The organism is Staphylococcus sp. HMSC036D05, assembly GCF_001836225.1.
GTDB lineage: Bacteria > Bacillota > Bacilli > Staphylococcales > Staphylococcaceae > Staphylococcus > Staphylococcus caprae.
This window is the reverse complement of the sequence record NZ_KV827781.1, coordinates 461,362-486,007: the sequence shown is the minus strand read 5'-3', so window position 1 is coordinate 486,007 and position 24,646 is coordinate 461,362. Positions and strand designations below refer to the sequence as shown.

The following is a 24,646-nucleotide window of genomic DNA, read 5'->3' as shown; positions in this document are numbered from 1 at the left end:
GGCTGAGACAATTAATTATGTCCCAACCTCAAATGTTTATTAATTTTTTTCTCTTAATAGGTCTCTGATTTCAGTTAATAATACTGTATTTTCTTCTACTTCTTCCTCTTCTTCTTCTTTTTTCATAATTGTATTAGCAATTTTTACAAAGATGAAAAGAGCAAAAGCAACAATTATAAAATCAATGATTGATTGTATGAAAAGACCATATTTTATGCCCCAAAAAGATCAATCTTTAGCAAAATCTACTGAACCGAAGATTTTACCTATTAAAGGCATAATGATGAACTGAACTAATGAAGTGACAATTTTATTGAATGCTGCGCCCATTACTACGGCAACGGCTAAATCTAATACATTACCTTTAAGGGCGAACTCTTTAAATTCCTTTAACATATGTATAGTCCCTTTCTATGTAAAATGTAAGACTAATTATACAACATATAATAAATTTAGCAAATACTATATTTATGCAAATTTGATTATGAAAAAGACGTTTGATATCCTAGTAGAAGTGTATTAGTAAAGTTAAATTTTTTAAGATAAAAATATAATTATTTAATTTTACTACTTTGAAAATTAAATATTTGGATGAAGGGAGTAATTAATTATGAATTCTTCTTCTCAAAAAAGAGGGAATAAGAAGTTTTCTTCTGTATTCATCTATAGTTCGATTATAGTAGCTATAGTCGTACTCATAGGTGCAATCTGGCCTGAGAAGTTTGATGGCATTACAAATGCTATTAAAATGTGGATTACTAATAAATTAGGTTGGTATTACTTAATTCTTACTACGATTATTGTTTTCTTTTGTATCTTCCTAATTTTCAGCCCAATCGGCAAACTTAAGTTAGGTAAACCTCATGACAAACCTGAATTCAACTCAATTTCATGGTTCGCAATGTTATTCAGTGCTGGTATGGGAATAGGATTAGTTTTCTATGGTGCTGCTGAACCAATGGCCGATTTTGCTGCGCCCCCAACAGCTGATCCTAAAACAACTCAAGCCTATACTGAAGCTTTAAGATCAACATTCTTCCATTGGGGATTCCATGCATGGGCTATTTACGGTGTGGTTGCATTAGCTTTAGCATATGCACAATTCCGTAAAGATGAACCTGGGTTGATTTCTAGAACACTACGTCCGATTTTAGGAGATAAAGTTGAAGGACCTATTGGGACATTCATCGACGTTCTTTCTGTCTTTGCTACTTTAGTCGGCGTAGCAGTTTCCTTAGGTATGGGAGCTTTACAAATTAATGGTGGATTGAATTACCTATTTAAAGTTCCTAACAATACATTAGTCCAAGGAATCATTATTGTAGTTGTAACTATTTTATTCATCTCAAGTGCATGGTCTGGTTTAAGTAGAGGTATTCAATATTTAAGTAACTTAAATATTGGTTTAGGTGCTATATTAATGATTATTACATTAATTATTGGACCTACAGTTTTAATACTCAATATGTTTACTAGTTCAACTGGTAATTTACTTAATACATTCTTATTCAACAGTTTTGATACTGCAGCTTTAAATGGCCAAAAACGTGATTGGATGTCTACTTGGACACTTTACTATTGGGGTTGGTGGCTAAGTTGGAGTCCATTTGTTGGTGTATTTATTGCCCGTGTATCAAAAGGACGTTCAATCCGAGAATTTATTTCAGGTGTATTATTAGTTCCAGCTTTAGTAAGCTTTGTATGGTTCAGTGTGTTTGGTGTACTAGGTATTGAAACAGGTAAAAAACATCCTGAATTATTCAAAATGTCACCAGAAACGCAACTATTTGGTGTTTTTAATCATATGCCAATAGGTACTGTACTATCTATCATTGCATTATTATTAATTGCTTCATTCTTTATAACTTCTGCGGACTCAGCTACTTTCGTTTTAGGTATGCAAACAACATTTGGTTCTCTAAATCCAAGTAGTTTAGTTAAAGTTACATGGGGTATTGCACAAGCTCTAATTGCATTCGTACTGTTACTAGCTGGTGGCGGTGATGGTTCAAAAGCGTTGAATTCTATTCAAAGTGCTGCGATTATTAGTGCCTTCCCATTCTCGTTCGTCGTCATAATGATGATGATTAGTTTCTATAAAGATGCCAATCAAGAACGTAAGTTCCTTGGTTTAACACTGACTCCAAATAAACATCGATTACAAGATTATGTTAAATATCAACAAGAAGATTATGAGTCAGATATTCTTGAAAAAAGAGAAGCTAGAAGAAATAAAGAAAAAGAAGAATAGTTAAATTTTAGCCTATAGTATGAAAATTAATTCATACTATAGGTTTTTTTATTATTAAATTTTTTGAAAAGCAAAAAGGTTCATTTTAATTGGGATTGATAACCATTCTCAATTAATAATATTTACTTATTGCACTAACAGTCAATGATAACTTTTACTTATACTACCTGATTAAAAATGCGAAACGTAAATAGTGTCTTTTATGATGTTACACAGTTGTTTTGATAAACATATAATAATACAATTTAATTAACGGCATATAAATATATAGAAATATCAAGGGGGATATTAAATGGCTTCTAATTTTAAAGAACAAGCAAAGAAACATTTCCAATTAAATGGCCAGTCATACACTTACTATGATTTAAAGACATTAGAAGAAAAAGGTTTAACTAAAATTTCAAAATTACCTTACTCAATTCGTGTTTTGTTAGAATCTGTATTACGTCAAGAAGACGACTTTGTAATTACTGACGATCACATTAAATCATTAAGTGAATTTGGTAAAGAAGGTAACGAAGGTAACGAAGGTGAAGTACCTTTCAAACCATCTCGAGTAATCTTGCAAGACTTTACAGGTGTGCCAGCAGTAGTAGATTTGGCATCATTACGTAAAGCTATGAATGATGTGGGTGGAGATATTAATAAAATTAACCCTGAAGTACCAGTTGATTTAGTTATTGACCACTCAGTACAAGTAGATAGCTATGCAAACCCTGATGCTTTAGAACGAAATATGAAATTAGAATTTGAACGTAACTATGAACGTTATCAATTTTTAAACTGGGCTACTAAAGCTTTCGATAATTATAACGCTGTACCACCTGCAACAGGTATCGTACACCAAGTAAACTTAGAGTATTTAGCTAATGTTGTCCACGTGCGTGACGTTGATGGTGAACAAACTGCATTCCCAGATACTTTAGTTGGTACTGACTCTCATACTACAATGATCAATGGTATCGGCGTATTAGGTTGGGGCGTTGGTGGTATCGAAGCTGAAGCTGGTATGTTAGGTCAACCATCTTACTTCCCAATTCCAGAAGTAATCGGTGTACGTTTAACTAATTCATTACCACAAGGTTCTACAGCAACTGACTTAGCTTTACGTGTTACTGAAGAGTTACGTAAAAAAGGTGTGGTCGGTAAATTTGTAGAATTCTTCGGTCCTGGTGTACAACATTTACCATTAGCTGACCGTGCTACAATTGCTAACATGGCACCTGAGTATGGTGCAACTTGTGGTTTCTTCCCAGTAGATGAAGAATCACTTAAATACATGAAATTAACTGGTCGTAAAGATGACCATATTGAATTAGTTAAAGAATATTTACAACAAAATAATATGTTCTTTGATGTTGAAAAAGAAGACCCAGAATATACTGATGTTATTGACTTAGATTTATCTACAGTTGAAGCTTCATTATCTGGTCCTAAACGTCCTCAAGATTTAATTTTCTTAAGTGACATGAAGACTGAATTTGAAAAATCTGTTACTGCTCCTGCAGGCAACCAAGGTCATGGTTTAGATGACAGTGAATTTGATAAGAAAGCAGAAATTAAATTCAATGATGGTTCAACTTCAACAATGAAAACTGGTGACATTGCAATTGCTGCAATTACATCTTGTACAAATACGTCTAACCCTTACGTTATGTTAGGTGCAGGTTTAGTTGCTAAAAAGGCAGTTGAAAAAGGTCTTAAAGTACCTGAATTCGTTAAAACTTCATTAGCACCAGGTTCAAAAGTTGTTACAGGTTATTTAAGAGATTCTGGCTTACAAGAATACTTAGATGATTTAGGATTCAACCTAGTAGGTTATGGTTGTACTACATGTATCGGTAACTCAGGTCCTTTATTACCAGAAATTGAAAAAGCAGTTGCGGACGAAGATTTATTAGTAACTTCAGTATTATCTGGTAACCGTAACTTCGAAGGTCGTATCCACCCATTAGTAAAAGCTAACTACTTAGCTTCACCTCAATTGGTTGTTGCTTATGCATTAGCTGGTACGGTAGATATCGATTTACAAAATGAACCTATTGGAAAAGGCAAAGATGGAGAAGATGTTTATTTACAAGATATCTGGCCTTCAATTAAAGAAGTTTCAGATACTGTTGATAGTGTCGTTACTCCAGAATTATTCTTAGAAGAATACAAAAATGTATATAATAATAATGAAATGTGGAATGAAATCGATGTTACTGATGAACCATTATATGATTTCGATCCAAATTCAACATACATTCAAAATCCAACATTCTTCCAAGGTTTATCTAAAGAACCAGGAACAATTGAACCACTTAAAGACTTACGTGTGATGGGTAAATTTGGTGATTCAGTTACAACTGACCATATTTCTCCAGCAGGTGCTATCGGTAAAGATACACCAGCAGGTAAATACCTATTAGATCATGATGTACCTATTCGTGACTTTAACTCATATGGTTCACGTCGTGGTAACCACGAAGTAATGGTAAGAGGTACATTTGCAAATATTCGTATTAAAAACCAATTAGCTCCAGGTACTGAAGGTGGCTTCACAACTTATTGGCCAACTGAAGAAATTATGCCAATATATGATGCTGCAATGAAATATAAAGAAGATGGTACAGGATTAGCTGTATTAGCAGGTAATGATTATGGTATGGGATCTTCTCGTGACTGGGCAGCTAAAGGTACTAACTTATTAGGTGTTAAAACTGTTATTGCTCAAAGTTACGAACGTATTCACCGTTCAAACTTAGTAATGATGGGTGTTTTACCATTACAATTCCAACAAGGTGATTCTGCAGAGTCATTAGGTTTAGATGGTAAAGAAGAAATCTCAGTAGATATTACTGAAGATGTTCAACCACATGACTTAGTTAAAGTTCATGCTAAAAAAGAAAATGGCGATGTTGTAGACTTTGAAGCTATCGTACGTTTCGACTCATTAGTAGAATTAGATTACTATCGTCATGGTGGTATCTTACAAATGGTACTAAGAAATAAATTAGCACAATAATCTTATTTCATCATAATTTAAGTATGTGTTAAGTTGAACCACTTGCCGTGTTAACGTTTATGTTGGCACGGCTTCTTTGTGTTATGCTTACAATATAACTAAGAAACAAAAGTTGAAAGAAGGACTTATTAATATGATTTATAGTTTGACTGAAATTGAAGCGAGGTACCAAGAAACAGATAAAATGGGAGTTATTTATCATGGAAACTATGCTACATGGTTTGAGGTTGCTCGAACAGACTACATAAGAAAACTGGGATTTAGCTATGCTGATATGGAGAAAGAAGGTATCATTTCTCCTGTAACTGATTTAAATATCAAGTATAAGAAATCTATTTTTTATCCTGAAAAAGTAACGATTAAAACATGGGTTGAAAAGTATTCAAGACTACGTTCTTTATATTGTTATGAGGTTTACAATGAAAAAGGTGAACTTGCAACTACAGGATCAACTGAATTAATTTGTATGAAAGCTGATAATTTTAGACCTATTCGTCTAGATCGTTACTTCCCTGAATGGCATGAAACTTATAGTAAAGTTTCCGAATTCAATCAAGAAGGTAAAGATGCAGAAGTTAAAAATGGCCTCGAAAATTTATAAATATTAAATTGACCCGCTTCTGAGTGATTCAAAAGCGGGTCGTTTTTTTTACTTTTTACTATATGATATTTCATCTTCATGATTCACAACATCTACCTTGATTTCATCATCTTGGAAATACCATAAGTCTTTTTCAGCTACAACAACATTTAAACCATTGTAGCTCTTTTCAAAACCTATTTCTATATCTTCTCGTTGCTCGACATTAAACGCAGGGCTAAATCCTTGTTTAAGTTGAAATTCTCCACCATATCTTACATAAAATTGAAGTACTTTATTAGCCTCTGGCAAATCAAGTTCATCTTTGAACCAATTAACCGCTTTATCTGTAAGTTCAATATTCATTTTTTCACCCCTTCAGTATTAATTATATTTAAAATGTAATTTAAATCCTTAATAATATTCGCATTATAGCACATCACAAATGTAAAGATAATTTATACAGCCTACAAGCGTATTAAAAAAACACTGAGTTTAGCCGTTCTATAATTTTTGAAAATAAAAACACTAGAAGTAAGCATACCTCTAGTGTTGAATTTCAAATTTTAAGTTACATCCATTTAATTTTAGGTTCTTCACCTTTAAAAATTCTAACAATATTTGTTCTATGTCGAATAATGAGTATAATTGATACAAGTCCACTCATTCCGAGCAATATATAGTCATGTATAATAAGAGAGCCGATGACACAGCTAATAGCAGCGATAATGCTAGATAATGAAACATATTTGAATATCTTCAAAACACTGAAAAATATAATTGCTAAGACTAAGAGTAGAATTGGATTAACGCCAAGTACTACTCCAGCACTTGTAGCTACAGCCTTGCCACCATTAAATTTAAGGTAGATAGGGTACACATGGCCTAAAATTGCAAATAACCCTACAATCAACCCGTTAGTGAAGAAAGTACTAATCACTCCGTCCGCATGTACTGGGAACCATAATGGGAAAAAGACTGTAATAAATCCTTTGAAAATATCTAGAAATGTTACTACAAAACCAGCTGGCCTCCCTAAAACACGAAAGCTATTTGTTGCTCCAGTGTTGCCACTCCCATATTGTCTAATATCCTTTTTAAAGAATAACTTTCCAATTACTAATCCACTTGGAAATGCACCGATAAGATAACTTAAAACTAACATGACGACAATCATCATAAAACTTACACATCCTTTAGTGACTTAGCTTCATTTTACCATATTCATAAACAATTAGAACATTGATAATTCAATTTATTGAATTACTGCAATCAAAACAACTTGATTATATAAATGATACTTGCAATTTAAGCCAATTTATATAAGAATAACTATTGTATAGTTTTAAAAACGAACGTACGTTTGTAGGAGGGCGAAATCATTGGCAATGAATAAACAAAATACTTATTCAGATGATTCTATACAGGTGCTTGAAGGCCTTGAGGCTGTTAGAAAGAGACCTGGTATGTACATAGGATCAACTGATAAACGTGGATTACATCATCTCGTATATGAAGTTGTCGATAACTCCGTCGATGAAGTATTAAACGGTTATGGTGATGAAATTACTGTAACTATTAATAAAGATGACAGTATTTCAATTGAAGATAATGGACGTGGGATGCCTACAGGTATCCATGCCTCTGGTAAACCAACTGTTGAAGTCATTTTCACGATTTTGCATGCTGGGGGTAAATTTGGTCAAGGCGGCTACAAAACATCAGGTGGTCTTCATGGTGTAGGTGCCTCAGTTGTTAATGCCTTGAGTGAATGGTTAGAAGTTGAAATACATAGAGATGGAAATATTTATACTCAAAGTTTTAAAGATGGTGGAATGCCTGCAACAGGTTTGAATAAAAAAGGAAAAACTAAAAAGACGGGTACGAAAGTCACTTTTAAACCTGATCCAGAGATATTTAAGGCGACAACGTCATTTAATTTTGATGTTTTAAGTGAACGCTTACAAGAATCTGCGTTTTTATTAAAAAATTTAAAAATCACGCTTACTGATTTACGTAGTGGTAAAGAACGTGAAGAAGTTTACCATTACGAAGAAGGTATTAAAGAATTTGTTAGTTATGTCAATGAAGGTAAAGAAGTACTACATGACGTTACTACTTTTTCAGGATTAGCGAACAATATTGAAGTAGATGTTGCTTTCCAGTATAACGATCAATATTCTGAGAGTATTCTAAGTTTCGTAAATAACGTTCGTACGAAAGACGGCGGAACACATGAAGTTGGGTTTAAAACTGCGATGACACGTGTGTTCAACGACTACGCGCGTCGTATTAATGAATTAAAAGAAAAAGATAAAAACTTAGATGGTAATGATATACGTGAAGGATTGACTGCAATCATTTCTGTACGTATCCCTGAAGAATTACTACAGTTTGAAGGCCAAACTAAATCTAAATTAGGTACTTCTGAAGCTAGAAGTGCTGTTGATTCAGTTGTATCTGAGAAATTGCCATTCTACTTAGAGGAAAAAGGACAACTTTCTAAATCATTAGTTAAAAAAGCTATTAAAGCGCAACAAGCTCGAGAGGCTGCACGTAAAGCACGTGAAGATGCACGTTCTGGGAAAAAGAACAAGCGCAAAGATACATTACTATCTGGTAAATTAACACCTGCTCAAAGTAAAAACACTGATAAAAATGAGCTCTATCTTGTAGAGGGCGATTCTGCTGGTGGCTCTGCTAAACTAGGGCGTGACCGTAAATTCCAAGCTATTTTACCGCTTCGTGGTAAAGTTATTAATACAGAAAAGGCACGTCTTGAAGATATCTTTAAGAATGAAGAAATTAATACAATCATTCACACAATTGGTGCTGGTGTAGGTAATGAGTTTAAAATTGAAGATAGTAATTACAATCGTATTATTATTATGACCGATGCGGATACAGATGGTGCGCACATCCAAGTATTACTATTAACATTCTTCTTCAAATACATGAAGCCACTTGTACAAGCAGGTCGTGTCTTTATAGCGTTGCCTCCTTTATATAAATTGGAAAAAGGAAAAGGTAAATCTAAAAAAGTAGAATACGCATGGACGGATGATGAATTAGAAAAATTACAAAAGCAATTGGGTAAAGGCTTTACATTACAAAGATATAAAGGTTTAGGTGAGATGAATCCGGAACAACTATGGGAAACAACAATGAACCCAGAGACGCGTACATTAATACGTGTACAGGTTGAAGATGAAGTGCGCTCATCTAAACGTGTAACGACACTAATGGGCGACAAAGTTGCACCACGTCGTGAATGGATTGAAAGCCATGTAGAGTTTGGTATGCAAGAAGATCAAAGTATCTTAGATAATAAAGAAGTTCAAGTATTAGAGAACGAAGAATATATTGAGGAGGAAACGAATTGAGTGAGATAATTCAAGACTTGTCACTTGAAGATGTTATCGGTGACCGATTTGGTCGTTATAGTAAATACATTATTCAAGAGCGTGCATTACCCGATGTACGAGACGGATTAAAGCCAGTACAACGTCGAATTTTATTTGCAATGTATTCAAGTGGTAATACATTTGATAAGAATTTCCGTAAAAGTGCTAAAACAGTCGGGGATGTTATTGGACAATATCACCCTCATGGCGACTCTTCAGTATATGATGCAATGGTACGTTTAAGCCAAGATTGGAAACTACGTCACGTACTTATTGAAATGCATGGTAATAACGGTAGTATTGATAACGATCCGCCTGCAGCTATGCGTTATACAGAAGCTAAATTAAGCCAGTTATCTGAAGAATTACTACGCGATATTAATAAGGAAACTGTATCTTTCATTCCAAACTATGATGATACAACTTTAGAACCAATGGTATTACCTTCAAGATTCCCGAATCTTCTAGTTAATGGTTCTACTGGTATTTCATCTGGTTATGCTACAGATATTCCACCTCATAATTTAGCAGAGGTCATTCAAGCTACTTTGAAATACATAGATAACCCTGATATCACTGTGAGTCAATTAATGAAATATATTAAAGGTCCTGACTTTCCTACAGGTGGCATCATACAGGGTGTTGATGGTATTAAGAAAGCTTATGAATCTGGTAAAGGTAAAATAGTCGTTCGTTCACGTGTAGATGAAGAAGAGTTAAGAAGTGGACGAAAGCAACTTATTGTTACTGAAATACCTTATGAAGTAAATAAAAGTAGTTTAGTTAAACGCATTGATGAACTTCGTGCAGATAAAAAAGTTGACGGTATTGTAGAAGTTCGAGATGAAACAGATAGAACTGGTTTACGTATTGCTATCGAATTGAAGAAAGATGTAAATAGTGAATCGATTAAAAACTATTTATATAAAAATTCTGATCTTCAAATTTCTTATAATTTCAATATGGTCGCTATTAGTGATGGTAGACCTAAATTAATGGGATTACGAGAAATTATTGAAAGCTATTTAAATCATCAAATAGAAGTTGTCACTAATCGAACTCGTTATGATTTAGATCATGCAGAAAAACGTATGCATATCGTTGAAGGTTTAATGAAAGCTTTATCTATTTTAGACGAAGTGATTGCTTTAATTCGTAATTCTAAGAACAAAAAAGATGCTAAAGATAATTTAGTCGCTGAGTTTGATTTTACTGAAGCACAAGCAGAAGCCATCGTCATGCTACAATTGTATAGATTAACTAATACGGATATCGTGGCACTAGAAGAAGAACATGACGAATTAGAAGCATTAATTAAAAAATTAAGAAATATTTTAGATGATCATGACGCGTTATTAACAGTTATCAAAGACGAACTCAATGAGATTAAGAAAAAATTCAAAGTAGATCGTTTATCAGCAATTGAAGCTGAGATTTCTGAAATTAAAATCGATAAAGAGGTTATGGTTCCTAGTGAGGAAGTCATTTTAAGTATTACTCGTCACGGTTATATCAAACGTACATCTACTCGTAGTTTTAACGCGAGCGGTGTGACTGAAATTGGATTAAAAGACGGAGACAGATTGTTAAAATATCAAGAAGTAAATACTCAAGATACAGTATTAGTATTTACTAACAAAGGACGTTATCTATTTATTCCAGTACACAAGTTAGCTGATATTCGTTGGAAAGAATTAGGTCAACACGTTTCACAAATTGTTCCTATCGACGAAGATGAGCAAGTGATTAATGTTTATAATGAAAAAGATTTTAATCATGATGCTTTCTATGTAATGGCAACAAGAAATGGAATGATTAAGAAGAGTAGTGTCTCTCAATTTAAAACAACAAGATTCAATAAGCCACTTGTAGGTATGAAAGTGAAAGACAAAGATGAAATAATCAATGTGGTACGTTTAGAATCGGATCAGCTTATCACGGTAATTACTAATAAAGGTATGTCACTTACATATTCTACAGCCGAATTATCAGACACAGGTCTAAGAGCAGCAGGTGTTAAATCTATTAATCTTAAAGATGAAGATTATGTGGTGATGACTGAAGAGGTAAATGAATCTGATTCAATCATTATGGTTACACAACGTGGCGCTATTAAACGTATTAGCTATAAAGTGCTTCAAGCAGCGAAACGTGCTCAACGCGGTATTACTTTATTAAAAGAGCTGAAGAAAAATCCACACCGCATTGTCGATGCAGCTGTAGTGAGAGAAAATCAAGAAACGTACACAATTTTCTCAAATAGTAATGAAGAATCGGGCAGTATTACTGATGTTCATCTGTCTGAACAATATACGAATGGTTCATTTATCATCGATGTAGATGAATTTGGACAAGTTGTAAGTATGGTTTTAGAATAAAAAAAGTATATGCAATCGCATAATAAAATGATAAAATTATTCTTAATAATCTTAACTAAAAAATTCACAAGGGATTTATGTTTAATTTGAGGATTCAAAAAGTTAGGTATACGGTACTGATTCAGTACTAGTAAAACTTTTTTGATGATAAAAAAGTAGCATAAATCTCTTGGTGCGTTTAAGAGAATAAATTTAAGAGGATGAGAGGGATTCGATTTGCAAGATTTCGATAATTTGATTCCTGGCTGGTTTAAATCTTTTGTTCAAGTCGGGAATGATTTGATTTGGTCGCAATATCTTATTGGATTACTATTAACAGCAGGATTTTTCTTTACAATTAGTTCTAAATTTGTCCAATTAAGAATGTTGCCTGAAATGTTTAGAGCACTCACTGAGAAACCTGAGACATTAAGTAGTGGTAAAAAAGGAATATCACCTTTCCAAGCATTTGCGATTAGTGCTGGTTCACGTGTAGGTACTGGTAATATTGCCGGTGTAGCTACGGCGATCGTTTTAGGTGGACCTGGTGCAGTATTTTGGATGTGGATTATCGCATTTATTGGTGCAGCAAGTGCATTTATGGAAGCAACATTAGCACAGGTTTATAAAGTGCATGATAAAGAGGGCGGTTTCCGTGGTGGTCCAGCCTATTACATTACAAAAGGGTTGAACCAAAAATGGTTAGGTATTGTCTTTGCGACATTAATTACGGTTACATTTGCGTTTGTATTTAATACAGTGCAATCTAATACAATCGCAGAGTCTCTAAATACGCAATACCATGTGAGTCCTGTTATAACTGGTATTATCTTAGCGGTTATCACTGCTATTATCATTTTTGGTGGTGTACGAAGCATTGCAACATTATCATCACTCATCGTACCTATCATGGCAATCATTTACATAGGAATGGTACTCGTTATTTTATTATTAAATATTGATCAAATCGTTCCAATGATTGGCACTATTATTAAAAGTGCATTTGGTATACAACAAGTCACTGGTGGTGCTGTAGGTGCAGCTATACTTCAAGGGATTAAACGTGGTTTATTCTCAAATGAAGCTGGTATGGGTTCTGCGCCAAATGCTGCAGCAACAGCTGCTGTACCGCATCCAGTTAAACAAGGTTTAATTCAATCATTAGGTGTGTTCTTTGATACAATGTTAGTTTGTACAGCTACAGCCATTATGATTCTGTTATATTCTGGCTTGAAATTTGGAGAAAATGCACCTCAAGGTGTGGCTGTTACACAATCAGCACTAAATGAACATTTAGGTTCTGCTGGCGGTATTTTCTTAACAGTTGCAATTACTTTATTCGCATTCTCATCTGTAGTTGGTAACTACTATTATGGTCAATCAAACATCGAATTTTTATCTAAAAATAAAGCAGTATTATTTATCTTTAGATGTTTAGTTGTTCTTTTAGTATTTATTGGTGCAGTTGCGAAAACTGAAACGGTTTGGAGCACTGCCGACTTATTTATGGGATTAATGGCTATCGTAAATATTATTTCGATTATCGGATTATCTAATATAGCCTTCGCTGTGATGAAAGATTATCAGCAACAACGTAAAGAAGGTAAGAAACCTGTATTTAAACCTGAAAATTTAGAAATCAACTTATTTGGTATTGAATCATGGGGACAACAAGGTAAGATACCTCGTAATCACAAATAATGAAGTAAACGTAACGACTTGAGGCATTCATATGCTTATCAAGTCGTTCTTTTTTTATATCGAGTTATATATTTTGTTGTACAATTTCACTTTGTGAATGATACATATGTGCCTTCATAAGTCGCTTTTCATTTTCAAAAAATAGCATTATAATCTTACTAATGATAATAGAAAGGTGATTATGATGAGTAGATATGAGATAACCAAAACACTAAATAACAACGTCATCATATGCACAAGTGATAATCATGAAGTTGTCTTAATTGGTAAAGGGATTGGGTTTAATAAGAAAGTGGGGATGACTTTAGATGACAGTGCCTCCATTGAAAAGGTTTATAAATTAGAACAAAAACAACAAAAAGAACACTATCAAACGTTGGTTGAAATGGGGGAAGACCACGTTGTCCAGGCAGTAATTGAATCAGTTAATATTATCTCTGATGCTGGGATTAGAACTGATGATAAAAGTTTAGTTGTAGCCCTCACGGATCATATTATTTTCGCATATAAAAGATTAAAACAAAATCAAGTGATTTCTAATCCTTTTGCAATAGAAACACAACATTTATATAGTGATGCTTATCAAATTGCTAAACAAGTGATTAATAATTTGAACCAGACATTAGATGTCCATTTTCCTGAAGATGAAATCGGCTTTATAGCTTTGCATATAGCTTCTAATTCTGAAGTTTTATCCATGCATGATATATCAGTAATTAATAAATTGATAAGTAAAATTATGACAATTATTGAAACGGATTTAAATCATGAAATTGATAAAACTACAATTCAATATCAGCGTTTTATCAGACACATACAATTTTTAATTTATAGATTAACTAAAGGTGAAAATGTCGCTGCTCAGGACAATTTTATTTCTATGGTTAAGCAACTTTATCCGCAATGTTTTAATACTGCTTATAAAATATTGAAAATGATTCAAAGACAATTTGACGTCATTATAGATGAATCTGAGATTGTATATCTCGCATTACATATTTATCATTTTGAAGCACAAATAAATATCAAACGATGAATGAATCATTTATTTTACTATTTTCAAACAAATATGATTAACTTTAATTGTTTTGTGTTATGATGATTATTGTATTTTTAAACAAATTCGTTTATTAATCTAACTTAATACAAATCTCAATATCAATTGACTTATAAATGTAAGGTATGGTGAATTTAATGACAAATGAAAATAAGTCCAGTGAAAAGAAAAAACATATTTTTAGCTTTTCTGAATCAAGATTTATGAGATTTTTAGGTGGCAATGACCTTATTTACGGTTTAACTGCACTTGTGTTACTAGGTATAGTCATTTTTATCTTTGATAAAGTGTCTTATGTGTTTGAACCATTTATAATTGTTTTTAACACGATTGCTGCACCTATTATCGTTTCATTAGTCTTATTCTATTTATTTAATCCAATTGTGAATTTAATGGAACGTTATCGAATACCTAGATTACTTGGTATTACAATTATCTATGTTGCTATAGTAGGTATTATTACATTGATAGTGAACTTACTTATTCCATTAATTGGTTCACAAGTAGAGAGTTTCATTAAGAACTCTCCACATTATTTAAGTAAGATCACTCAATCAGTAGATAAGATTACAAATAATTCACTTCTATCTGGCTATATGGGCCAAATTAATGATTGGCTAGAGTCAGCTCAGAAGAAAATTCCATCGATGTTATCAGATTACTTTGATGGCTTTGGTTCGAAACTTGCATCATTTGCAGAGGCTGTAGCAAACGTAGGCGTAGTTATAGTAACGACACCTTTCGTTTTATTCTTTATGTTAAAAGATGGTCATCGCTTCAAAGACTATACTACAAAAATTATGCCTCCAAAATTCAGAAAAGACTTCCATGATTTACTTGAAAAAATGAGCGTTCAAGTTGGTTCATATATTCAAGGACAAATTATCGTTTCATTCTGTATTGGTGTTTTATTATTTATAGGTTATTCCATTATTGGATTAAAATATGCCTTAGTTTTAGCAAGTATTGCAGCCGTAACAAGTGTTGTTCCATATCTGGGACCAACAATCGCAATTTCGCCTGCTATTGTTATCGCAATTATTACTTCTCCATTAATGTTGCTTAAGTTAGCCATTGTATGGACACTTGTTCAATTCTTTGAAGGACACTTTATTTCACCTAACGTAATGGGTAAAACGTTAAAAATTCATCCATTAACAATTATATTTATCTTGCTATGTGCAGGTAACTTAATGGGTGTTGTAGGTGTTATTATTGGTATTCCATTTTATGCTGTATTAAAAGTATTAGTTTCTCATATCTTCTTACTATTTAAACGTAGATATAACCGTTATTATGGGGAAGATGCTGGGGATTATAGTATTAAACAAGAAGAAGAAATTACTGATTAGTTGTGGTGTTTAATCGAGGTTGAGACATCATTTAATATATTAGTCTTAAAACAGCGCAAGTTGGGAGCGGGACGACGAATATAATTTTGTTAAATTATATTTCTGTTCCGCTCTTTTTTTATTAAAAATGAGTGTCTAACAAGTTGTTTTGAAGGATTCACTTACCTGTTTTGCATAAAATTTTCATCAAATTCATGTAATCTTTCTTTGCATTACAATTCTGTTAGATACATATCTATCAATTTATATTCTATAACGGCTGGCTTTATGATATATTTTGACATGTAATAGATTTAAATTAGAATTGAAGTGAAAAAATGACTCAAGAATTAAAAAGTAAATTATTTTCCATATTAAAATTTATCTTTGCCACAGCGTTATTCATTTTTGTCATCTTCACATTGTATCGTGAGCTATCGCATATAAACTTTAAGGATACTTTGATGCAATTTGGCAAAATTAATCGAGTGTGGCTTGTTTTATTATTTGCAGGTGGCGGTGCTTCACTGATTCTTCTGTCACTGTATGACATCATTTTAGTCAAATCATTAAAATTACAAATGCCGATACCGAAAGTATTAAGAGTAAGTTATATTATCAATGCTTTAAATGCGATTGTCGGTTTCGGTGGCTTTATTGGCGCAGGGGTTAGGGCTTTCGTATATAAAAATTATACAAATGATACTAAAAAGCTCGTTCACTATATCTCAATTATATTAATTTCCATGTTAACCGGGCTTAGTCTCTTGTCCATATTAGTCGTTCTTCATGTATTTAATGCATCACACATGATGGACAAAATCACATGGGTGCGTTGGATTTTATATATTGTGGCGTTATTCCTCCCAATATTTATTATTTATACAATTGTTAAACCGGCGGATAAGTCTAATCGCTATATGGGTGTTTATTGTACACTTGTATCTTGTATAGAGTGGATGGCGGCAGCTACAGTGCTTTACTTTGCTGCACTTATCGTTGGTATTCACGTCTCATTTATGACGTTTATTGGTATTTTCGTCATTGCTGCATTATCTGGTTTAGTCAGTTTTATTCCAGGTGGATTTGGGGCCTTTGATTTAGTTTTATTACTTGGTCTTAAATCTTTAGGCGTATCTGAAGAAAAAATACTTTTAGCTTTACTACTTTATCGATTTGCGTATTATTTTGTGCCAGTACTTATTGCACTGGTATTATCTACCTTTGAATTTGGTACAACTGCTAAGAAATATATTGAAGGTTCGAAATATTATGTTCCTGCGAAAGATTTCACGTCATTTTTAAGATCTTATCAGAAAGACATTTTAGCTAAAATACCTTCATTTTCATTAGCAACATTAGTATTTTTAACAAGTTTGATTTTCTTTATTAATAATTTAACGATTGTTTATGACGGCTTATATGATGATAATCACTTTGCTTACTATATCACTTTAGCCATTCATACGAGTGCTTGTTTATTACTTATCTTGAACGTGAGAGGTATTTTTAAACAGAGTCGACGTGCGATTATCTTTGCGATGATTTCTATTATATTAATTGTTGCAGCTACAATTTACACGTATGCGTCGTTCTTATTATTAACTTGGCTTGTGCTTATTTTTGTATTATTAGTTTTAGCTTATCGTCGTGCGCAAGTCCTTAAACGTCCTTTCCGTTTCAGAAAGTTAGTTTTAATGTTAATAGTAAGTGTGATTGTTTTATATTTAAATCATTTTCTAATTGCAGAAACACTCTATGCATTAGATATTTATCACATAGAAGTAGATACGTCGTTATTAAGATATTACTTCTGGATTACGATTTTAATTGTAATTATCATTGTTGGTTTAATTGCGTGGCTTTTCGATTATAAATTCGAGCGACCTCATCGTATGACTGATGTATCAATTTGTGAGTCGATTATTCATGAATATGGTGGGAATTATTTGAGTCATCTTGTTTATAGTGGAGATAAAGATTGTTTTATCGATGAAAATGAAAAATCATTTCTTATGTACCGTTATAAATCTAACACTTTAGTAGTACTAGGCGATCCAATTGGAGATCCCAACACATTTGAATCTTTATTGGAAAAATTTTATCAATTTGCTGAATATCGTGGTTACAATATTATTTTCTATCAAATTAGTGATCGTCACATGCCACTTTATCACAATTTTGGAAATCAATTTTTCAAATTGGGAGAGGAAGCAATTATTGATTTAACCACTTTCACGACTTCTGGTAAAAAACGTCGAGGCTTTAGGGCAACTTTAAACAAAATTGAGGATTTAAATATCTCTTTTGAAATTATTGAACCACCGTTCTCACAAGATTTCTTTAATGAACTTAAATATGTCAGTGATAGATGGTTAGATGGACGAGATGAAATGCATTTTTCTGTAGGACAATTTACACAACCTTATCTCTCTAAAGCGCCAATTGGTGTCATGCGAGATCAATATGGTAAGATGATTGCATTTTGTAGTCTGATGCCGACACATTTCAACGATGCTATTTCTGTGGATTTAATTAGATGGCTTCCTGAACTTGATCTGCCTCTAATGGACGGACTTTATCTTCATATGTTGTTATGGGGTCAAGAAAAGGGATATAAAGCGTTTAATATGGGAATGGCTACACTTTCAAATGTGGGGCAATTACATTATTCTTATTTAAGAGAACGTCTAGCAGGACGAGTGTTCGAGCATTTCAATGGATTATATCGATTCCAAGGTTTAAGACGTTATAAGGAAAAGTATGGACCTAACTGGGAACCAAGATTTTTAGTTTATCGAAAGGATAGTTCCTTGTGGGAAAGTATGTTAAAAGTTATGAGAGTCATTAGACATAAATAAAACAATAGCGATTGTAGTGAATTTGTTTATTCATTACAATCGCTATTTATCTTATTTATAGTAATTTGCTCTATCTTGTTGTTCTTTTGCATAGCGTTCGGGATTCTTTTTATAGAAATCTTGATGGTATGCTTCTGCTTCGTAGAATGTTGAAGCGGGTAAGATTCGAGTCGCTATCGCTTTGTCGGCGTTTAAACTGTCTTGAAGTTTTTCAATATACTCCTCAGCTGATTTCTTTTGATCTTTATTGGAATAGAAGATAGCTGTTTGATATTGAGAACCTCTATCTTGAAATTGTCCACCTTCATCTAATGGATTAATAACGGAAAAGAATATTTCTAATAGTTTATGATATGAAAAAAGAGCTACATCATATTCTATTTTTACTGTTTCTAAGTGACCAGTAGTACCGGTTTTTACTTCTTCGTATGTTGGATTCTCAGTATGTCCACCCATGTAACCAGAAGTGACCTTTTCAATACCATCAAATGTGTCAAAAGGCTTAGTCATACACCAAAAACAGCCACCAGCAAAGTATGCCGTATTAATGTTCATTTGTGACATCCTTTCATTGGACCTTAGTACCATTTGTTAAAAAAACTCTTGCAATTTGAATACTTTTTCTATAACGTTAATACATATTAATTATAGTATATAGGTATGTAATTTTGAAGATATAAGGTAGGTAAATATGACACAACAGAAGGATAATAGAGAAACAGAGTATCGACGTCACACAGGCACAACATCGACACCTTCTAGGCGACGAAAGAACAAACGACTACGCAAATTACCTTTTATCATTTTAATTTTCCTCATCATTCTTATTGCACTCATTGTATATATCGTACATCAATACAATAGTGGTATGAAATATGCTAAAGAACATGCAAAAGATGTCAAGGTGCATAAATTTAATGGCGCCGTAAAAAATGATGGTAAGATTTCTGTGCTTGTACTTGGTGCGGATAAAGCACAAGGCGGGAAATCTCGTACTGACTCAATCATGGTCATGCAATATGATTATGTAAATAAAAAAATGAAAATGATGTCTGTTATGAGAGACATTTATGCAGATATTCCGGGATATGACAAATATAAGATTAACGCTGCTTACTCACTGGGTGGCCCTGAACTATTAAGAAAAACACTTAATAAAAATTTAGGTATCAATCCTGAATATTATGCAGTTGTAGATTTTACCGGATTTGAAAAAATGATTGATGAATTAGAACCTAATGGTGTTCCTATGGATGTAGAAAAGGATATGTCTGCCAATATAGGAGTATCATTGAAAAAAGGACATCATAGATTAAATGGTAAAGAGTTATTAGGTTATGCAAGATTCCGTCATGACGCAGAAGGCGATTTCGGTCGTGTTCGACGCCAGCAACAAGTAATGCAAACTTTAAAACAAGAGTTAGTGAATTTTAATACAGTTGCAAAACTGCCGAAAGTTGCAGGTATTTTGAGAGGTTATGTTAATACGGACATGCCTAATTCAGCTATTTTCCAAACTGGATTAAGTTTTGGTATTCGAGGAGATAAAGATGTTAAATCTTTAACAGTGCCTGTTAAGAATACGTATCAAGATATTAATACGAATAATGACGGAAGTGCACTGCAAATCGATAAAGAGAAGAACAAAAAAGCAATCCAAGAGTTCTTTGATGATAATAACTAAGATGATGAGAAAAATAAATAATTGATAAAAATTAATTTAATCCCTGAGACCGAAGTAGATATGATAACCTGCTTCGTGTTTCAGGGATTTTGCGTTTTATTGATCAGATTTTCTTACTCCGCCAACTGCATAGTGACTCTTTTCCATTTCTTCAATGACCACATGTATCGCTTCTTTGTTTGCTCCCGTTGTTTTCTCAACAGCATGAGTCACTTCAGTCACTAAATTTTTTAATTGTTCATCTGTACGTCTTTCTAATAATTTCACGTTGATGATAGGCATATATAACATCCTCCTTAATGAATTGAAATGTTCTTCTTTAGTATAGCATGAAAGTTATCTGAAGGTTTGCTCATAATAAAACAGAACATTCGTTCCTATTTTTATTGAATGAGAACTCACGTTCGTATATAATGGATTTTGTAAGGGAGGCGTAGTTATGTATGACTATAATCTATTAGAGGATAGAGATGTATTATGTATTGATCAGAAAAGCTTTTTTGCGAGTGTTTCGTGTATGGAAAAGGGGTTAGATCCTTTAGAAACGAAATTGGCAGTCGTAGCCGATACTAAAAGACAAGGTTCAGTGGTATTAGCAGCGACACCAAAATTGAAGGAAATTGGGATTAAAACAGGCTCAAGACTTTTTGAAATACCACATCGTAGTGATATTTATATTATTAATCCAAGTATGAGAAAATATTTGAATGTTTCTGTTGCTATTTCGAAAATTGCTTTACGTTATGTGCCACCCGAAGATTTACATCAATATAGTATTGACGAATTCTTTATGGACATTACTGATAGTTATCATAGATTTAGTTCCACGGTTTATGCATTTTGTGAAAGATTAAAAAAAGAAATATTAGAAGAGACAGGTATTCATTGTACTGTTGGGATAGGCTCCAACATGCTATTGAGCAAGGTAGCTATGGATATAGAGGCAAAGCATACCAAAGATGGAATTGCGGAGTGGCGCTATCAAGATGTACCTGAAAAGTTATGGCCAATTCAACCTTTAAGAGATTTCTGGGGAATTAATAGACGTACGGAGGCAAAGTTGAACAAAAGGGGCATATTTACGATTGGAGATTTAGCAAAATATCCATATCGCTATTTGAAACGAGATTTTGGTGTGTTAGGCGTAGATATGCATTTACATGCTAATGGTATTGATCAAAGCAAAGTAAGAGAAAAATATAAAGTTACAAACCCTTCAATATGTAAAAGTCAAATTTTAATGAGAGATTATCAATTTGAAGAATCGAAAGTAGTCATGCAAGAACTTATTGAAGATGTAGCAAGTCGTTTAAGAGCACAAAAAAAATTAGCACGTACAATTCATTTTTCCTTTGGTTATGCTGATGAAGGAGGCGTACACAAACAATATACTTTGGAAGATCCTACAAATTTAGAAAGGGATATTTTCAAGGTGGTTAATTATTTTGCCAATCGATTATGTGATAAAAATGCACTTTATAGAACGTTAAGTATATCGTTGACACAATTTGTTGATGAGCAAGATCGCCAACTTAATTTATTTATCGACGAATATGAACGCAAAAGAGATGAAAAACTTGCTAAAACAATTGACCATTTACATTTGAAGTATGGCAAAGGTATTGTTTCTAAAGCTACTTCCTATACTGAAGCTGGAACAAAGCATGGTCGATTAGGTCTCATGGCTGGACATAAAATGTAGGTGATGAATAATAGAGACATTAAAAAATCCCCTAAAAATAGTTGCAAGCAAAAAAGTTCTGCAATATTTTAGGGGATAAATATTATTCAATATACGTATCGAAGTCTTTTAACGCTTCAATGCCACGTTCACGATCTTCTGGAGTTTTAAAACTAATTTGAAGAGCACCATAGATATCCTCACGCACTTCTAAAATTTTTAAGTTGCTTATAGAAATATTATGTAAACTTAGGATATGAGTAACCTTGCTAATCATACCCGCTTTATCCGGAATATCTACATATAGATCATACGCAATAGATAGAGCACCACGTTGTTTAACGGGCAGTTCGTCACGATATTGTTTTGCCTCTGCGAAAAAATTATAAATATTTTCTGCATTTTTAGAGATAATCATATTTTCGAAAGTGGTAATTTGAGATTTTAGTTCGTGGAGCAAAGACAAGATATGATTTTGGTTATTTAAAGTTATATCTTTCCACATTTGAGCATTACTACTAGCTATACGAGTAATATCTCTAAAACCGCCGGCAGCTAATTTTTCTACTAAAGTATGATGATTGACATGATTAGCGCTCAAGTGAACTAAACTAGAAGCGATAATATGAGGGACGTGACTTACTATACCTGTAACATAATCATGTTCATTAGCATTAGTAGTAATAAACTTGGCTAATGTAGTTTTAAATAATTTCTGTAGATATTCAGCTGACGCTTTGTTATCTTTTTCGTCAAACACCAGGATATAATATGCGTTTTCAAACAGATGTTTTTTCGAATTTAATACGCCAGATTTATGACTACCTGCCATAGGATGACCGCCGATAAGATGAATATTATTATTTAACAATATTTTTTCAAAAGCTTGGATTGTAGATTTTGTACTGCCCGTATCAGTTACAATCAAATGAGGCTTAGTTTTATAATTAGGTAGTTCCTTCAGGTACTTAACGGTTTGTTCTACAGGAGTAGCATAAATAATGATATCTGCATTTTCTACGCCATATTGATAATTAGTTATTTTTTCATCAATAATTCCAATGGACAATGCTTTGTCTAATTGTGTTTCATTAGCATCATACGCTAGAAGCTTAATGTTAGAATTATAATATTTTAAATTACTCGCTAAACTACCACCAATAAGTCCTAGACCTACAAATAGGATTTGTTGCATCTAAAATCACCTTATTTCGAAATTTTCAGAATAGTAATATTGTATATGAGAGTGCACATGTAATCAACATAATTAAAGAGGCTAGTACTTATTAGATTAAATAGACTATTTAGTTTAAAATATAATGTAATTTAAAGAGGGGGTATAATGTTGACTCATGTTATGGAAACAATCAAACAATTAACCGAAATTAATAGTCCATCTGGCAATACTGAAGAGGCAATCAATTATGTGAAACATTTAGCTGAGAATCTAGGTTACCGTACAGAATTGACTAATAAAGGTGCGTTAATTATTACGGTTGATGGTCTTAATAACAGTGAGCAAAGATGTATCACAGCTCATGTAGATACACTAGGAGCAATGGTTAAAGAGATCAAAGAGAACGGTAGATTAGCATTAGATTTAATAGGCGGATTTCATTTTAACGCAATTGAAGGAGAATATTGTGAAATTCAGACACAAACAGGGCAAACGTATACTGGTACGATATGTCTTCATGAAACAAGTGTCCACGTTTATAAAGATAATCATAAAATACCAAGAAATAGTGAACACATGGAAGTACGTATTGATGAAATCACCAGTTCTGAACAAGAAACAAGAGATTTGGGTATTGAAGTAGGCGACTTTATATCATTTGATCCAAGAACGATCATTACCTCTTCAGGCTTTATAAAATCTAGACATCTAGATGATAAAGCTAGTGTTGGAATTATAATAGAATTATTGAAAAAGCTTAAAGAAGAAAATACCAAATTGCCACATACCACACAATTTTATATCTCTAACAACGAAGAAATAGGCTACGGAGCAAATGCTACAATTTCAGATAGTATTGTAGAATTTATAGCGCTTGATATGGGAGCACTTGGAGAAGGGCAGTCTTCAGATGAATATACAGTTTCAATTTGTGCAAAAGACAGTTCTGGACCATATCATAAAGCATTAAAAAATCATTTAGTTAATTTGTGTAAAATAAACGATATTCCTTATAGGATAGATATTTATCCTTACTATAGTTCTGACGCATCAGCAGCTTTAAAAGCAGGAGCCGACATACGCCATGGTTTATTTGGAGCTGGAATAGAATCTTCACACGCAATGGAAAGAACACATATCGATTCAATAACTGCTACTCAAAATTTACTTTATGCGTATTGTTTATCGCCAATTAATAAATAAATTATATTAATTCAAGTTGACAAAATAGATTTGTCTAGGTATGATACTAAATAATTAGAAATATCAGACAATTTGATTGTAAAAGTAGCTATTATATTTTGTAGAAATCAGAAAGCTAATGGTTGATGTAAATTAGCACAGTATAATAGACGAATTGGGCTTTCAAATTTAAATATCATATTTTAAAGTGAACAATAAAATTTGTTAACTAAGGTGGCACCACGGTAACGCGTCCTTACAGATGATAAGCGTTATTGTGGTGTTTTTAATTATAAGCAAAAGGTAGTATCTAAAGAATCGGTAGTATAAGAAAGTTAGTGGTAAATGGAAACTAACACCCTCTTTAGAGAAA

General features: G+C 32.9%; 17 protein-coding genes and 1 pseudogene. 12 read left to right on the top strand and 6 right to left on the bottom strand.

Translation table 11 applies throughout. From position 1 onward, the window contains the following. Window positions 1–39: 39 nt before the first annotated feature. A pseudogene (gene mscL, locus HMPREF2580_RS06925) lies at window positions 40–396 on the bottom strand (large conductance mechanosensitive channel protein MscL). Between the two features lie 214 nt (window positions 397–610). Here mscL and HMPREF2580_RS06920 point away from each other — a divergent pair. The 3 genes from HMPREF2580_RS06920 (at window position 611) to menI (ending at window position 5,859) form a co-directional block, all read left to right on the top strand. Then, complete coding sequence (locus tag HMPREF2580_RS06920) at window positions 611–2,251, top strand: BCCT family transporter (protein WP_070831482.1); 1,641 nt, start codon at window positions 611–613, stop codon at window positions 2,249–2,251. 292 nt (window positions 2,252–2,543) lie between these two features. Then, window positions 2,544–5,258 (top strand): aconitate hydratase AcnA, encoded by a 2,715-nt coding sequence (gene acnA / locus HMPREF2580_RS06915; RefSeq protein ID WP_070831480.1) that lies wholly within the window; start codon window positions 2,544–2,546, stop codon window positions 5,256–5,258. A gap of 133 nt (window positions 5,259–5,391) precedes the next feature. Next, window positions 5,392–5,859: a 1,4-dihydroxy-2-naphthoyl-CoA hydrolase MenI gene (gene menI, locus HMPREF2580_RS06910; RefSeq protein ID WP_070831478.1), complete on the top strand. Its 468-nt coding sequence runs from the start codon at window positions 5,392–5,394 to the stop codon at window positions 5,857–5,859. Between the two features lie 48 nt (window positions 5,860–5,907). On the opposite strand, the gene HMPREF2580_RS06905 is transcribed toward menI, so the two are convergent. Then, window positions 5,908–6,204, bottom strand: coding sequence for a HesB/YadR/YfhF family protein (locus tag HMPREF2580_RS06905; RefSeq protein WP_070831475.1), 297 nt, complete (start codon window positions 6,202–6,204; stop codon window positions 5,908–5,910). Window positions 6,205–6,409: 205 nt separating this feature from the next. After that, window positions 6,410–7,018, bottom strand: coding sequence for a glycerol-3-phosphate 1-O-acyltransferase PlsY (gene plsY / locus HMPREF2580_RS06900; RefSeq protein ID WP_002442738.1), 609 nt, complete (start codon window positions 7,016–7,018; stop codon window positions 6,410–6,412). A 208-nt stretch (window positions 7,019–7,226) separates the two neighbouring features. Between plsY and parE the strand changes: the two genes are divergently transcribed. The 6 genes from parE to mprF all read left to right on the top strand — a co-directional run bounded on the left by parE (window position 7,227) and on the right by mprF (window position 18,549). Beyond that, window positions 7,227–9,221, top strand: coding sequence for a DNA topoisomerase IV subunit B (parE, locus tag HMPREF2580_RS06895; RefSeq protein WP_083321690.1), 1,995 nt, complete (start codon window positions 7,227–7,229; stop codon window positions 9,219–9,221). Then, window positions 9,218–11,620: a DNA topoisomerase IV subunit A gene (parC, locus tag HMPREF2580_RS06890; protein ID WP_002442742.1), complete on the top strand. Its 2,403-nt coding sequence runs from the start codon at window positions 9,218–9,220 to the stop codon at window positions 11,618–11,620. Before parE ends, parC begins: the two co-directional genes overlap by 4 nt. 216 nt (window positions 11,621–11,836) lie before the next feature. Further along, window positions 11,837–13,300 carry a glutamine transporter AlsT gene (locus HMPREF2580_RS06885; RefSeq protein WP_002442744.1) on the top strand — a complete coding sequence of 488 codons (1,464 nt, stop codon included), beginning with the start codon at window positions 11,837–11,839 and terminating at the stop codon, window positions 13,298–13,300. A gap of 184 nt (window positions 13,301–13,484) precedes the next feature. After that, on the top strand, window positions 13,485–14,336 hold the full coding sequence (gene glcT, locus HMPREF2580_RS06880; RefSeq protein WP_070831469.1) for a glucose PTS transporter transcription antiterminator GlcT: 852 nt from the start codon (window positions 13,485–13,487) through the stop codon (window positions 14,334–14,336). Between the two features lie 158 nt (window positions 14,337–14,494). Then, entirely contained in the window at window positions 14,495–15,709 is a 1,215-nt protein-coding gene (locus tag HMPREF2580_RS06875; protein WP_002442748.1) for an AI-2E family transporter, read from the top strand. 317 nt (window positions 15,710–16,026) lie between these two features. Next, window positions 16,027–18,549 carry a bifunctional lysylphosphatidylglycerol flippase/synthetase MprF gene (gene mprF, locus HMPREF2580_RS06870; protein WP_070831465.1) on the top strand — a complete coding sequence of 841 codons (2,523 nt, stop codon included), beginning with the start codon at window positions 16,027–16,029 and terminating at the stop codon, window positions 18,547–18,549. Between the two features lie 51 nt (window positions 18,550–18,600). Here mprF and msrA read toward each other — a convergent pair whose 3' ends face one another. Beyond that, entirely contained in the window at window positions 18,601–19,104 is a 504-nt protein-coding gene (gene msrA / locus HMPREF2580_RS06865; protein WP_037541434.1) for a peptide-methionine (S)-S-oxide reductase MsrA, read from the bottom strand. A gap of 136 nt (window positions 19,105–19,240) precedes the next feature. On the opposite strand from msrA, the gene HMPREF2580_RS06860 reads away from it, so the two are divergent. Beyond that, on the top strand, window positions 19,241–20,233 hold the full coding sequence (locus HMPREF2580_RS06860; protein WP_002442751.1) for an LCP family protein: 993 nt from the start codon (window positions 19,241–19,243) through the stop codon (window positions 20,231–20,233). A 96-nt stretch (window positions 20,234–20,329) separates the two neighbouring features. Here HMPREF2580_RS06860 and HMPREF2580_RS06855 read toward each other — a convergent pair whose 3' ends face one another. After that, the gene (locus HMPREF2580_RS06855; protein ID WP_070831462.1) at window positions 20,330–20,515 is read right to left on the bottom strand and encodes a 2-hydroxymuconate tautomerase; all 186 of its coding nucleotides are present in this window, start codon (window positions 20,513–20,515) and stop codon (window positions 20,330–20,332) included. Between the two features lie 157 nt (window positions 20,516–20,672). Between HMPREF2580_RS06855 and HMPREF2580_RS06850 the strand changes: the two genes are divergently transcribed. Next, window positions 20,673–21,935 (top strand): Y-family DNA polymerase, encoded by a 1,263-nt coding sequence (locus HMPREF2580_RS06850; protein WP_044466273.1) that lies wholly within the window; start codon window positions 20,673–20,675, stop codon window positions 21,933–21,935. A gap of 82 nt (window positions 21,936–22,017) precedes the next feature. Here the strand turns inward: HMPREF2580_RS06850 and HMPREF2580_RS06845 are convergent, their stop codons facing one another. Further along, window positions 22,018–23,109, bottom strand: coding sequence for a prephenate dehydrogenase (locus tag HMPREF2580_RS06845; RefSeq protein ID WP_070831459.1), 1,092 nt, complete (start codon window positions 23,107–23,109; stop codon window positions 22,018–22,020). A 147-nt stretch (window positions 23,110–23,256) separates the two neighbouring features. On the opposite strand from HMPREF2580_RS06845, the gene HMPREF2580_RS06840 reads away from it, so the two are divergent. Next, the gene (locus HMPREF2580_RS06840) at window positions 23,257–24,294 is read left to right on the top strand and encodes a M42 family metallopeptidase (protein WP_070831456.1); all 1,038 of its coding nucleotides are present in this window, start codon (window positions 23,257–23,259) and stop codon (window positions 24,292–24,294) included. Window positions 24,295–24,646 lie beyond the last annotated feature (352 nt).